The sequence below is a fragment of the Nocardioides sp. SR21 genome (assembly GCF_022761125.1).
Taxonomy (GTDB): domain Bacteria; phylum Actinomycetota; class Actinomycetes; order Propionibacteriales; family Nocardioidaceae; genus Nocardioides.
Genome location: NZ_JAKWJR010000001.1, coordinates 476,357 through 489,319, shown reverse-complemented (window position 1 = coordinate 489,319; position 12,963 = coordinate 476,357). Strand labels below are relative to the sequence as shown.

Here is a 12,963-nt window from a genome sequence, read left to right as displayed (position 1 = left end):
AAGCCTAGAACGGCACGAACGTCGCCATCAGCCCGACGCCCGGGCTCCGCCCCGAGAGCACCCGGCAGAACTGTTCGGCCTCGAGGGTGATCGCCTCGTCGGACGCGCCAGCGGACCAGTGCCCGCCCGCGGGACCGGTGAGGGTCAGGTCGAACGGCTGACCGTGGCGGAGCGCCCACTCCGCGACCACATCGGCGACGAGGACGCCGTCGTGCTCGCGGGTCAGCTCCATGGGCCGACCCACGGCCCGGGCGATGTCGCTGCGGTGCATCCAGGGGTCGCGCGTCAGGATCGTGTCGGTCAGGAACCCGACCTTCCAGCGCTCCGGGCTCGCGCCGTCCGGCCCACCGTCGGTGATCGTCATCGCCCGCATCAGCGCCGGCCGGCGCCGTCGACCGGCGACCGCCTTGGGCCCGATGCGCTGGACGGCAGCCACCAGATCCGGGACGCCCAGCTGCTCGTGCTTGCGGACCTGGAGGCCGGTGAGCTCGTCGATCTGCGGCCTTCCCGAGCGCTTCGCGGCGCGGGAGGCACGGGCCAGCTGGCGTGCCATCTCGGGAAGCGACGCCGCGAGCTCGGCCATCCCGAGCGAGTGTCCGGCCATGTCGCGGACCGTCCAGCCGGGACAGCTGGTCGGCATCCGCCAGTCCTCCTCGGCGAGGCCCGCGAGCGTGTCGGCGAACCGGGAGTACTCCTCAGCAGCGAGCGTCATCGCGGTGTCGTGGTCGAACCGGGTGTCGTGGATCGTGGCAGGGTCTGCGACCTGCGCAGGCATGGCGGCCTCCTCAGAGTCCGAAGTGGTCGGCGAGCATGCCGACGGCCCGGTCGAGCTGTCGCGCATAGCGGTCGCCGCCGGGGTCGTTGGCCAGCTGGGCGTCGACGAGACCCCCGATGACCGCGGAGTAGAGGTCGAGGTCCGCTTCCGCGGTCACCCCGATCATGGCGAGGTGGGTCCGACCCAGCTCCCAGACGGCGAGCGAGGGCGCGTACGCCTCCGGACTGGGCTGGAAGTCGGCGCTGATCCGGGCGTTCATCAGCTGGTTGCGGGCCTGGTCGGCGACGGCGTACTCGAAGTAGGCGCGCCCCATCGTGGCCATCGCCGCTCGCGGGTCGTCAGGAACGCCGTCCGCGGCAGCACGCATGGCGTCCAGACAGCCCTGCCACGCCTGGCCGAACATCGCGTCGTAGATGGCGTTCTTGGACGCGAAGTGGGAGTAGAGCGACGGTGGACGCATCCCGACACGGTCCGCGACGTCCTTCAGGGTGACGGCGGCGATGCCCTTCAGGTGGGCGACGTCCCACGCGGCGTCGAGGATCTCCCGCCGCGTCGCCTCACGACGTTCGGCGACCCTATCGCGCGTAGGCTCAACTAACATAGTTAGGAGGATCCGCCGCGACCCGCCCTCTGTCAAGGCTCGCGCCTCGCTCGACGCCGTCGAGGACCGCCTGGAGGAGAAGCACGCCGAACCGGGAGCGCCTCACGGCGCGTGGCCGCTCGTAGCGGCTGATTTTGGGACCCGGGGCTGCCGCGGTCCGGCGTGCTCTCACATTGTATCGACCCGGATCCAGAAGTCCTGCAAAGTTCGAACTGTGTCCTGAGTCGGACGTCCATGCGCGTTGCGCGTGCTCAGGGTGTGGGCATCGCAAGGCGCCGGAGCGACGGCGCTGTCGGCCCATCACCGAGCGACGGCAACGCAGCGAGGTGCGTGCCATGTGTGCGCGAAGCGCACCCGGACTCGTGACTCAGGACACTAGGCGAGTCCATGGTCGAGCTCGAGGTGGCCCGCTGCCTCGAGCTGCTCGGAGAGCTGCAGCATCCGCTGCACCTCGCCGCCGGTCACCGCACGGCCGGCGGCGACCACCCGGGCGAACGCGGCGGCGCGGAACAGCACGTCGGCGAAGTCGCTGCCGGCGATCCCGCGGAGCACCTCGTCGACCATCGCCTTGAGCTGGTCGGGGCCGGGCGGCTCGGCGACACCGGCGACCACCCGCGCGACCTGGACGCTCCCGAGCCCGGCCTCGAACTCGGCGGCCACGCCGGCCGGGTCGGCGTACACCCACGAGCGGAGCAGGTAGAGCCGCCACAGGCAGCCGGCCAGGGAGTCCGCGGGCGAGCCGGACCACACCTCCGCGATCGTCTCGATCCCCTCGGTCTCCGCGAGCCGCAACAGCCGGTCGGCGACCTCGGCGTCGCCGGAGTCGCGCGCGCCACGCACGAACAGCACGGCGGCCCGGTCGGCCGCCTCGCTCACCAGCGCCGGGTCGGCGCCGCCGACGAGCGCCTCGAAGAACATGCCGCCCGGCGTCATCGGGCGGTGGTGCTGGCGATCCGTCACTTGTGCAGGCTACGTCGGATGCGTTGGTCGCTGACCGGATAGGGCGTGCCGAGCTGCTGGGCCCACAGCGAGACGCGGTACTCCTCGAGCATCCAGCGCACCTGGCGCAGCCCGGCGCCGGGGGGCCGGCCCTCGGGCAGCGCCGCGAGCTGGTGGAGGTACGCCTCCTGCAGGTCGGCGAGCTGGTCGGACAGCTGCCGGTCCTTGTTGACCTGGACCGGCAGCTTCTCGCGGCGCTGCTCCAGAGCGGCGAGGTACGTCGGGTACCGGCGCAGCTGGGCACCGCCCGCGACGCCGACGAAGCCCCGGTCGACCAGCCGGGCGAGCTGTGCCCGCATGTCGGTGAGCGCCGGCAGCATCGTCATGTCGGCGCGACCACTGAGCGCCTTCTCGGCCTGCCGCCACGCGTCGAGCACCCGGATCACGTCGGCCATCACCGCGCGCAGGTGCGCCTCGTGGTCGCGGGCGGCCTCGGCGCGCAGTGCGTCGTACGCCGCGCGGTCGCGGACCGCGGGCCGGGCGTCGACGACGTCCTGGAGCACCGCGGCCCGGCAGTCCTCGAGCAGCTCGGCGACGCTGGGGTACGGCGAGCCGGCGAGGCCGAGCTTCTCGGTGTTCGTGAGGCCGTCGAGGACCCGCTTCACGGGCGACTCGATCTCGAGCTGCAGCAGCCGGCGTACACCCGAGCGGTGCCGGGCCTCCTGCTCCTCCGCGGAGCCGAAGACCTGCAGCCCGACCGTCGTGCCCTCGTCGACGAGCGCCGGGAAGACCTGCACCTCGTGGCCGGCGCGCTTCTGCGTGAACGATGCCTCGATCGTGCCGAACACCCACGACGTCTCGCCGGTGCGCGCGAGCCCGCTGTCGCTGGCGACCTCGGCGATCGCCTCCGCGAACTGCCCGCGCAGCGGCGCCTTCAGCGCCTCCAGGTCCTTGCCGCGCGCCTGCTCCTGACCGGCGTCGTCGACGACGCGGTACGTCGGGCGCAGGTGCTCGGGCACCTTCGACCAGTCCCAGGCGTCGCGCGGGACGAGCACGCCCGTGGTCGCGCGGCACCACCGCTCGAGCGCGTCGAGCAGCGGCTCCTCCCCCGGCGGCGCGGCGGCGAGGAACTCACGCGCCTTGTTCGGGGCGGGCACGAAGTTCACCCGCAGGTTCTTGGGCAGGCTGCGGATCAGGCTGGTCACCAGCTCCTCGCGGAGACCGGGGACGTTCCAGGAGAAGTCGTCGGCCTCGACGCGGTTGAGCGTCGCGACCGGCACGTCGATGGTCAGGCCGTCCTCGGCGGCGCCGGGCTCGAAGTGGTAGCTGATCGGGAAGGTCAGTCCCTCGCTCTCCCACTGCTCCGGGTAGTCGCCGGCGCTGATCTCCTCGGCGGTGTCGTGGGTGAGCATCGACGGGTCGAACGTCAGCAGCCGGCCGTTGCGCTGCCGCTCCTTCTTCCACCACTGGTCGAAGTGCGCGCCGCTGACGACGTCCGCCGCGATCCGCGCGTCGTAGAAGTCGAACAGCGTGTGCTCGTCGACCACGATGCCGCGGCGCCGGGCGCGGTGCTCGAGCTCCTCGGCCTGCTCCAGCAGCCGTCGGTTGGTCTCGAGGAACTTGTGCCGGCTGGCCCACTCGCCGTAGACGAGCGCGTGCCGGATGAAGAGCTCGCGGGCGAGCGGGGCGTCGACCTTGCCGTACGACACGAGCCGGTCCGCGACGAGAGGTACGCCGTACAGCGTGACGCGTTCGTACGCCATCACGGCCGCGCGCTTCTTGCTCCAGTGCGGCTCGGAGTAGGTGCGCTTCACCAGGTCGGCGCCGAGCCGCTCGGCCCACTCCGGCTTGATCGCGGCGTTCTGCCGCGCCCAGAGCCGGCTGGTCTCGACGAGCTCGCCGGCCATCAGGAACTGCGGGTTCTTCCGCGCCAGGCCGCTGCCCGGGAAGATCGCGAACTTCGCGCCGCGCGCGCCGAGGTACTCCCGCATCGGTCGGCGACCGGACGCGCTGCGCTCCTTCTCGCGTTCCTCGAGCAGGCCGATGTGGCTGAGCAGCCCGGACAGGAGCGCCTGGTGGATGCCGTCGGCGTCCGGGTTGTCGGCGGGGTGGCCGACCTGGATCTTCATCTCCTTGCAGACCTGGCGGAGCTGGGACTCGAAGTCCTGCCACTCGCGGACCCGCAGGTAGTTGAGGTACTCGCGCTTGCACATCCGGCGGAACGCGCTGCTGCTGAGCTCCTTCTGCTGCTCCTTGATGTAGCGCCAGAGGTTGAGCCAGGTGAGGAAGTCGCTGTCCTCGGCCTTGAAGCGGGCGTGCTGCTGGTCGGCCTGTGCCTGGAGCTCGGCCGGCCGCTCCCGCGGGTCCTGCAGCGACAGCGCCGCAGCGATCACGATGACCTCGCGCACGCAGCCGAGCCGCTCGGCCTCGAGGATCATCCGGGCCAGCCGGGGGTCGATCGGCAGCCTGGCCAGCCGGCGGCCGAGCTTGGTGAGGTCCGCCCCGGTGGTCGAGCCCCTCGAGACCAAGGCACCGAGCTCCTCGAGCAGCTGCACACCGGCGCTGACGTTGCGCTTGTCGGGCGGCTCGACGAACGGGAACCGGCCGATGTCACCGAGGCCGAGGCTGGTCATCTGGAGGATCACGCTGGCCAGGTTCGTGCGCAGGATCTCCGGGTCGGTGAACTCCGGGCGACCCTCGAAGTCCTCCTCCGAGTAGAGCCGGATCGCGATGCCCGCCTCGACCCGGCCGCACCGGCCGGAGCGCTGGTTGGCCGACGCCTGGCTGATCGGCTCGATCGGGAGGCGCTGCACCTTGGTGCGCACGGAGTACCTGCTGATCCGCGCCACGCCCGTGTCGACGACGTACCGGATGCCCGGCACGGTCAGCGAGGTCTCGGCGACGTTGGTCGCGAGCACCACGCGTCGTACGGCGGCGCCGTGCGAGCTGAAGACCTTGTGCTGCTCGGCGGCCGAGAGCCGCGAGTAAAGCGGCACGATCTCGGTGCGCGGCAGGTCCTTCATCGCGTCGGCGGTGTCGCGGATCTCGCGCTCGCCGGGGAGGAACACCAGGACGTCGCCCGGCCCCTCGGCCGCGAGCTCCTTGACCGCCTCGACGATCGCCTCGGTCTGGTCGCGGACGACGACCTCGCCCTCCTCGTCGTCCTCCGAGAGGTCCATCAGCGGCCGGTAGCGGATCTCGACCGGGTAGGTACGGCCGGACACCTCGACGACGGGCGCGTCGAAGTGCTTCGCGAACCGGTCGACGTCGATGGTCGCCGACGTGATGATCAGCTTCAGGTCGGGCCGCTTCGGCAGCAGCCGCTTGAGGTAGCCGAGCAGGAAGTCGATGTTGAGGCTGCGCTCGTGCGCCTCGTCGATGATGATCGTGTCGTACCGCTTGAGCATCCGGTCGCGCTGCAGCTCGGCGAGCAGGATGCCGTCGGTCATCAGCTTCACCCGGCTGGACTTCGACGTCCGGTCGGTGAACCGCACCTGGTAGCCCACGAGGTCCCCGAGCTCGGTCTTCAGCTCGCTGGCGATCCGCTCGGCCACCGACCGCGCCGCGATCCGCCGCGGCTGGGTGTGCCCGATCAGGGCGTCCTTGCCTCGCCCGAGCTCCAGGCAGATCTTCGGCAGCTGGGTCGTCTTCCCCGACCCGGTCTCGCCCGCGACGATCACGACCTGGTGGTCCCGGATCGCCTCGGCGATGTCCTCGCGGCGCTGGGTGACCGGCAGCTCCGGCGGATAGAGGATCTGGAGCTCGGTCATGACCGACCCATTGTGCCAAGCCCGTCCAGCCGGTTACCCATCGTCGGTCGAGGATCCCGCGACCGAGCCCATCTCGAAGGTCTCGATACGCCACCTCGTCCCTCGGCGGCTACTCGACCACCGACACCCACCTCGTTGGTCGAGTAGCGAGCGCCAGCGAGCGTATCGAGACCCGACCCATCCCCGACGGTCTCGATACGCCGCCTCGTTCCTCGGCGGCTACTCGACCACCGATACCCGCGCTCGTTGGTCGAGTAGCGAGCGCCAGCGAGCGTATCGAGACCCCACCCCACCCTCGAAGGGTCTCGATACGCCGCCTCGTTCCTCGGCGGCTACTCGACCACCGACATCGCCCGCCAGGGTTGTCGAGTCGCGAGCTACTCGACCACCGACATTGCCTGCCGGTTGTCGAGTAGCGAGCGCCAGCGAGCGTATCGAGACATAGAACGTGTTCTAGTATCGCCGCATGACGGAGGCACGGGAGTACGACGTGGTTGTGGTCGGGTCGGGCGGGGGTGCGATGACCGGCGCCTTCCTCGCCCAGAGGGCCGGACTGAGCACCGTGGTGGTCGAGAAGACCGCACTGCTGGGCGGGACCTCGGCGTACTCCGGCGGGGCGTGCTGGCTGCCGGGCAGCCAGGTGCAGCAGCGCGCCGGCATCCCCGACTCGACGGAGGGAGCGCGTGAGTACCTCGCGGCCATCCTGGGCGACCCGGACGAGACCAAGGTCGAGGCGTTCCTGCGGCACGCGCCCGAGCTGGTCGCCGAGCTCGAGGATGCCGGGGTGCCGTTCGAGTGGCTGCCGTTCTCCGAGTACTACGACGCCCCCGGCCGGGTGCCGATGGGCCGTTCGATCCAGCCGACGAACATCAAGCGCGGCGAGCTGCCGGAGCGGGTCGGCGAGCTCGTCCGACCGCCGGTGGAGCGCGACCGGGTGGGCGAGCCCGGCCGCAACACGCTCAGCGGCGGGCAGTCGCTGATCGCGCGGCTGCTCGACGGGTTCCTGAGCGGGGGCGGGACGGTGCTCACCGAGCTGCCGGTCACCGGCCTCGTCCTCGACGGCGACCGGGTCGCCGGCGTCGCGGCGATGACGCCCGAGGGACCGGTCGAGATCACCGCGCGCCGCGGGGTGCTGGTCGCGGCCGGCGGCTTCGAGGGCAATGCCGAGGAGCGCGCCGCGCGCGGGGTGCCCGGTGACGTCGCCTGGACGATGGCGCCGCGCGGGACGAACACCGGCGAGCCGATCGCGGCCGCCGTGGCGATCGGCGCGGCGACTGACTACAGCGGGGTCGGCTGGTTCTGCCCCGGCCTCGAGCAGCCGGACGGCGGCGGCTCGTTCACCCTCGGCTTCCGCTCCGGGCTGATGGTCGACGCGAACGGCAAGCGCTACGCCAACGAGACGCTCCCCTACGACCGCTTCGGCCGCGAGATGGCCAAGGCCCCCGAGCGGATCCCGTCGTGGTTCGTCTTCGACTCCGCCGAGGGTGGCCGGCTGCCCGCGATCGCGATGCCCGAGGGATCACCGGACGAGCACCTCGCCGCCGGCACCTGGGTGCGCGCGGACTCGATCGCGGAGCTGGCCGAGGCGATCGGCGTACCTGCCGACTCCTTGGTCGCGACGGTCGAGCGCTTCAACGGCTTCTGCGAGTCCGGGGTCGACGAGGACTTCGGCCGCGGCCGGGACGAGTACGACACGTTCTTCACCGGCGGCGCCGGCCCGACGGCGTGCACGCAGGCGCCGTTCTACGCCGCCCGCTTCGTGCTGTCCGACCTCGGCACCAAGGGCGGGCTCGTCACCGACGACCGCGGCCGGGTGCTGCGCGAGGACGGCAGTCAGATCCCGGGCTTGTACGCCGCCAGCAACAGCGCGGCCTCCGTCTTCGGCGGGGTGTACCCCGGACCCGGCGCCCCGCTCGGCTCGGCGATGGTCTTCGCGTCGCTCGCGGTGCGGGACGCGGGGGCGACGAGCGTGTAGTAGTCCGTGCTGATCGTGAAGCTCTTGATGTCGTAGCGGCTGCCGTCGGTCAGCCCGACCTGCCAGTACACCCACGACTTGCCGTCGATCTCGCGGACCACCGAGGTGGCCGCGATGCCGTTGGTCTTGTGCTCACCGAGCCCACCACGGACCACGCGGCGCTTGATGAACCCGTTGGTCTCGTTGCGCAGCCACCCGTGCACCAGGTAGGCCGACGCCGCGCCGCGCGCAGGACCGCCGTACAACGACAGCCGGAGGGAGCTCGGGTACTCGCCCACCGAGGCCGGCACCTGCGCACCATGCAGCGTCGAGACGACCGAGCCGTCCTTCTTCCTGCAGGGCGAGGTCGAGTAGAGCCCGAGTGAGCCCTTCCAACCGCGACCGGAAGCCGGCCCTAGGTGCGAGCACGCACCGACGTACTGATCGGCCACGGTGCGTGCGGCGGGGATGGTCCGGCGGAACGACCGTTCGACCCGGACCCGGTCGTCGACGCGGACGGGGAGCTCGCGCACGGTGGCGTTGCCCGAGTCGTCGAAGCCGGTGACACGGAGCGTGTACCGGCCGGGAGGGAACGGCTCGCCGTCGTGGTGGCCGTCGAAAGCGATGCCGTCGGCGCGACCCGAGTAGACGTTGGTCACCGCGCCCGCCCGGTCGACGACGTCCACCCGGAGGGTGGACGGGCCGGTCCACGGGCCGACCTTGATACGGGTGTAGTCGAGGTAGCCGTCAGGGGCGGGGAACACGACGTCGGACGACAGACTGGCCTTCATCTTCGGTGGCAGCACATCGACCCCGTAGTCGTGCTCGTCCGCCCCCTCGAGGCGTCCCCACCGGGTCGAGTCCGAGACAGCTCGGACCGAGAGCCGAACCTCCTGCGCGTCCGTGGCAGCGGGGATGCCCAAAACGGGTCGAGGCTGCCCGATGACCCAATCGTCGGCGCCGGAGACGATCACCTCCCCGTCGGCCAAGTCGGTCACGGTCCACTCGAGCCGGATCGGCTCGCCCTTCGCGAGATCCGGGTAGGTCACCTCGACCGGGATATCGGAGCCCGTCCCCAGCGTGCGCCATCCGGCCTCGTCGAGACGGATGTTGAGGTGGTTCACGAGCGTGACCGTCCGAACCTGACTGGTACCGGAGCAAATTTCTCCACCGACCATGCAGCGCAGGACCTGCAGCGTCGTGGAGTAGCTGTCGGCGAACGTGAGCGGAACCGTCACCGCGCCGTCGTGGGGCAGCGCCATCCGATGCTGTCCCCAGGCGACGACCAGCTCTCCGAGCTCGGGCTGCGGGTCGTGGACCTCCAAGACGTACGGGGTGTGCTCCGGATTGAACATGGCGATGTCAGGGAAGGTGACCTCCACCGGGTCGACTGCTGCCTCCGCGGACGTCGGTGCAGCGAGCGTGGCGGTGAGCAGGCAGGCAGCGACGAGCGCCAGGTACTTCACGACGGGTCCCCCGAGAGATGTGCGACGAGCAGGCAGGTTCAGCCTAGGGACGCATCAGGTCCGAAACCATGACGCTTGCCCGCACCTGCCCGAAAGGGCAGCCCTTCGGGACATGCCGGAGACGGGCCTCGCGGGTCTAGCGTGCGGAACGCAGTGTGGCTCGTCGAGGCCGAGGGGGCACCGCGATCTCGACGGCTCGGGGCCGAGGGAGAGCGGCGGACGTGGGGTTGGCCTCGACGATGCCACGCTCTCTCAGCTGTTCGAGCTGTCCGAGCTGTCGGAGCCGTCCGACTCCTCCTGCTCCTGGGTCGTGCCCGGCGGCAGCTGGCCGTTCGGCGGCGCGAACTGCTGGCCGCCGGGCATCCCGCCGCCGGGCAGGCCGTCCTGCTGCGTGCCCTCGCGCTGCACGAGCGCCGGGCGGTCCGGGTGGTCGTGGTGGCCGACGCCGTACCCGACTGCGGCGCCTGAGACGGCGCCGAGCGTGCCGCCGATCAGCAGCGCGCCCACGGTCGAGGCAGCCAGGGCGACGACGCCGACGCGACGGTCGCGAATGCGCTTCTGGGGCTCCGGGTCGGCCGGCGGTGCGGCCTCCAGGTTCTGGGTGTCGTTGTTCTCGGTCATGAGGACGACGCTCCTCCCGCCCGCTGTGCGGCTCCTGTGTGCGACCGGTGAGCACGTCGTGAGTCCGCCACAGCTCGTTCACAGCAAGTGCACAGTTAGCGTGGGCACGATGGTCGACATGGAGCTGACCCGACCCGATGGCACCCCTCTGCGCGTGCTGGTCGTCGACGACGAGGTGAACATCGCCGAGCTGGTCTCGATGGCGCTGCGCTACGAGGGCTGGCAGGTGGCCGTCGCGCACACCGGGTCGAAGGCGGTCTCCACCGCCCGCGAGTTCCGCCCCGATGCGGTGGTGCTCGACATGATGCTGCCCGACTTCGACGGGCTCGAGGTACTGCGCCGGATGCGGTCCACGAACCCCGACGTACCCGTCGTGTTCCTCACCGCCCGCGACGCGGTCGAGGACCGGGTGGCCGGGCTGACCGCGGGCGGTGACGACTACGTGACGAAGCCGTTCTCCCTGGAGGAGCTGGTGGCCCGGCTGCGAGCGCTGATGAGGCGGACCGGCGCGCAGCAGGTCACCTCGACCCCGATGCTGGTCGTGGGCGACCTCAGCCTCGACGAGGACAGCCACGAGGTGTTCCGCGGCGGCGAGCCGATCGCGCTGACCGCGACGGAGTTCGAGCTGCTGCGCTTCCTGATGCGCAACCCGCGCCGGGTGCTCTCGAAGGCACAGATCCTGGACCGGGTCTGGAACTACGACTTCGGCGGCCAGGCCAACGTCGTCGAGCTCTACATCTCCTACCTGCGCAAGAAGATCGACGCGGGACGCGAGCCGATGATCCACACCATGCGCGGCGCGGGCTACGTGCTGAAGCCGGCCGACGCATGAGGCGCGCCTTCGCGTCGCTGACCTCGCGGCTGGTGCTCACCACGGTGCTGCTGATCCTCGTGGTGTCCGTGTTGCTCGGTGCCGCGACCACCGTCGCGATGAGCCGCTACCTGAACGACCGTCTCGACGAGCAGGTGCACCAGCTGCCCATCGGCGGCGGCCCGACGGGCGGACCCGGCATGGAGGTCGGGATGGTGCGGGCCCTCATCTCGGATGACGGCACCGCGGAGGTGTACGTCGTCGAGCCACGGTCGGCGGAGGAACCCATCCGTCAGGTGCGGCTCGATGACGCGGCGGCCGACGAGCTCGCGCAGGTGCCCACGGACCGGGAGACGCACACCGTCAGCCTGCCGGGGATCGGCGACTTCCGGGTCCAGGCGATCCCCACGCCGGACGGCGGTACCTACCTCGTCGGCCTGCCCGAGGACTCCGTGTCGAGCGTGCTCGAGCGACTCGTCTCGCTCGAGCTGCTCTTCGCGGTGATCGCGACCGCCCTGGGCGGCGGCGTCGCCCTGGTCGTCGTACGCCGCCAGCTGCGGCCGCTGCGCGAGGTCGCCGAGACCGCGCACGCGGTGGCCGAGCTGCCCCTCGCGTCCGGCGAGATCGACCTCACCGAGCGGGTGCCGGACCACCTCACCGACGAGCGCACCGAGGTCGGCCAGGTGGGCGCGGCACTGAACGCGCTGCTCGCCCACGTCGAGACCTCGCTCGACGCGCGGCACCGCAGCGAGCAGCAGGTCCGGCAGTTCGTCGCCGACGCCTCGCACGAGCTGCGCAGCCCGCTGGCGACGATCGCCGGCTACACCGAGCTTGCCCGGCGCCGGCCCGACGACGCCGCAGCCACCGCGACCGCGCTCGACAAGGTCGAGGAGGAGTCCGGCCGGATGACCTCGCTCGTCGAGGACCTGCTGCTCCTGGCGCGGCTCGACTCGGGCAGGCCGCTGGCGCAGGAGCCGGTCGACCTCACCCGGCTGCTGCTCGAGGCGGTGTCCGACGCCCGCGTGGTCGCCCCCGGCCACCACTGGCGCCTCGACGTGCCCGACGACGCCGTGGACACGCCGTACGAGGTGGTGGGCGACGACCTGCGCCTGCACCAGGTCGCGACGAACCTGCTGTCGAACGCCGCCCGTCACACGCCGGCCGGTACGACGGTGACGGTGCGCGTCCGCCGCGACGGGTTCGCGGTGCACGACGACGGGCCGGGCTTCCCACCTGAGCTGGTCGACCACGCCTTCGAGCGGTTCGCGCGCGGGGACACCGCCCGCACACGCGGCAGCCAGGTCGGCGTCGGGCTCGGGCTCTCCCTGGTCGAGGCGATCGTCGCCGCGCACGGCGGCACGGTCACGCTTCAGTCGGTGCCGGGCGACACGACCCTGGACGTCACGCTTCCTCGGTGACGCCGACCAGGGCCGGTAGCGAGGCCACGAGGATCGCGATGAGCTCGTCGCGGGTGACGCCGTTCGGGTCCGCGATCCAGGAGAGCACCAGCTCCTCGGTCATCGCGGTCCAGCCGCGGACCACCAGCCGGTTGGCCGGGGTGTCGGGGACGATGTCGCCCTGCGGGTGCTCGCGGAAGACCCGGTCCCCCATGTCCGACCGCGTCTGCTCGTAGATCCCCCGGATCGACTCGTTGCCGCCCGCGGCACCCTTCACCAGCGACAGGTAGCCCTCGTGGTTGGTGACGACGTAGTCGACGTACGCCGTCACCGAGGCGAGCACCCGCTCCAGCGGCTCGCCGTCGGCGGGCGGCGCGGTCTGGGCGATCAGCTCGTCGGCGGCCCGGCGCACGACGGCCTCGTGGAAGGCGTGCTTGTTGCCGAAGTAGTGGTACAGCAGGCCGCGGGAGATGCCCGCCTCCTCGGCGAGCAGGTCGATCGACAGCTCGTCGAGCGACCGGGTCGCCAGCAGCTCCACGCCGAGGTCCAGCAGCTGCGCCCGGCGCTGCTCCGGGGTCAGTCGGGTCCGGGTCGTCGAGGTCACGCACACCACCTTATTGACACTTTTT

At 71.4% G+C, this 12,963-nt stretch carries 9 protein-coding genes; 3 read left to right on the top strand and 6 right to left on the bottom strand.

The features are described from left to right. Positions 1 to 4: 4 nt before the first annotated feature. The 4 genes from MJ604_RS02485 to hrpA all read right to left on the bottom strand — a co-directional run bounded on the left by MJ604_RS02485 (position 5) and on the right by hrpA (position 6,085). On the bottom strand, positions 5 to 775 hold the full coding sequence (locus tag MJ604_RS02485) for a maleylpyruvate isomerase family mycothiol-dependent enzyme (RefSeq protein ID WP_243056693.1): 771 nt from the start codon (positions 773 to 775) through the stop codon (positions 5 to 7). Between the two features lie 10 nt (positions 776 to 785). Beyond that, positions 786 to 1,376, bottom strand: coding sequence for a TetR/AcrR family transcriptional regulator (locus MJ604_RS02480; protein WP_243056692.1), 591 nt, complete (start codon positions 1,374 to 1,376; stop codon positions 786 to 788). Between the two features lie 375 nt (positions 1,377 to 1,751). Then, positions 1,752 to 2,336 carry a hypothetical protein gene (locus tag MJ604_RS02475; protein WP_243056691.1) on the bottom strand — a complete coding sequence of 195 codons (585 nt, stop codon included), beginning with the start codon at positions 2,334 to 2,336 and terminating at the stop codon, positions 1,752 to 1,754. Next, positions 2,333 to 6,085, bottom strand: a complete 3,753-nt coding sequence (gene hrpA, locus MJ604_RS02470) for an ATP-dependent RNA helicase HrpA (protein WP_243056690.1) — start codon at positions 6,083 to 6,085, stop codon at positions 2,333 to 2,335. Before hrpA ends, MJ604_RS02475 begins: the two co-directional genes overlap by 4 nt. A gap of 466 nt (positions 6,086 to 6,551) precedes the next feature. On the opposite strand from hrpA, the gene MJ604_RS02465 reads away from it, so the two are divergent. Continuing rightward, positions 6,552 to 8,060 (top strand): FAD-dependent oxidoreductase, encoded by a 1,509-nt coding sequence (locus MJ604_RS02465; protein ID WP_243056689.1) that lies wholly within the window; start codon positions 6,552 to 6,554, stop codon positions 8,058 to 8,060. Between the two features lie 1,697 nt (positions 8,061 to 9,757). Here MJ604_RS02465 and MJ604_RS02460 read toward each other — a convergent pair. Then, positions 9,758 to 10,126, bottom strand: coding sequence for a hypothetical protein (locus tag MJ604_RS02460; RefSeq protein ID WP_243056688.1), 369 nt, complete (start codon positions 10,124 to 10,126; stop codon positions 9,758 to 9,760). 118 nt (positions 10,127 to 10,244) lie between these two features. On the opposite strand from MJ604_RS02460, the gene MJ604_RS02455 reads away from it, so the two are divergent. Beyond that, positions 10,245 to 10,958 carry a response regulator transcription factor gene (locus MJ604_RS02455; protein WP_279235345.1) on the top strand — a complete coding sequence of 238 codons (714 nt, stop codon included), beginning with the start codon at positions 10,245 to 10,247 and terminating at the stop codon, positions 10,956 to 10,958. Beyond that, complete coding sequence (locus tag MJ604_RS02450) at positions 10,955 to 12,355, top strand: HAMP domain-containing sensor histidine kinase (protein WP_243056687.1); 1,401 nt, start codon at positions 10,955 to 10,957, stop codon at positions 12,353 to 12,355. The genes MJ604_RS02455 and MJ604_RS02450 overlap by 4 nt, the downstream gene beginning before the upstream one ends. On the opposite strand, the gene MJ604_RS02445 is transcribed toward MJ604_RS02450, so the two are convergent. Next, positions 12,339 to 12,938, bottom strand: a complete 600-nt coding sequence (locus MJ604_RS02445; RefSeq protein ID WP_243056686.1) for a TetR/AcrR family transcriptional regulator — start codon at positions 12,936 to 12,938, stop codon at positions 12,339 to 12,341. The two genes, MJ604_RS02450 and MJ604_RS02445, sit on opposite strands and share 17 nt — an antisense overlap. Positions 12,939 to 12,963 lie beyond the last annotated feature (25 nt).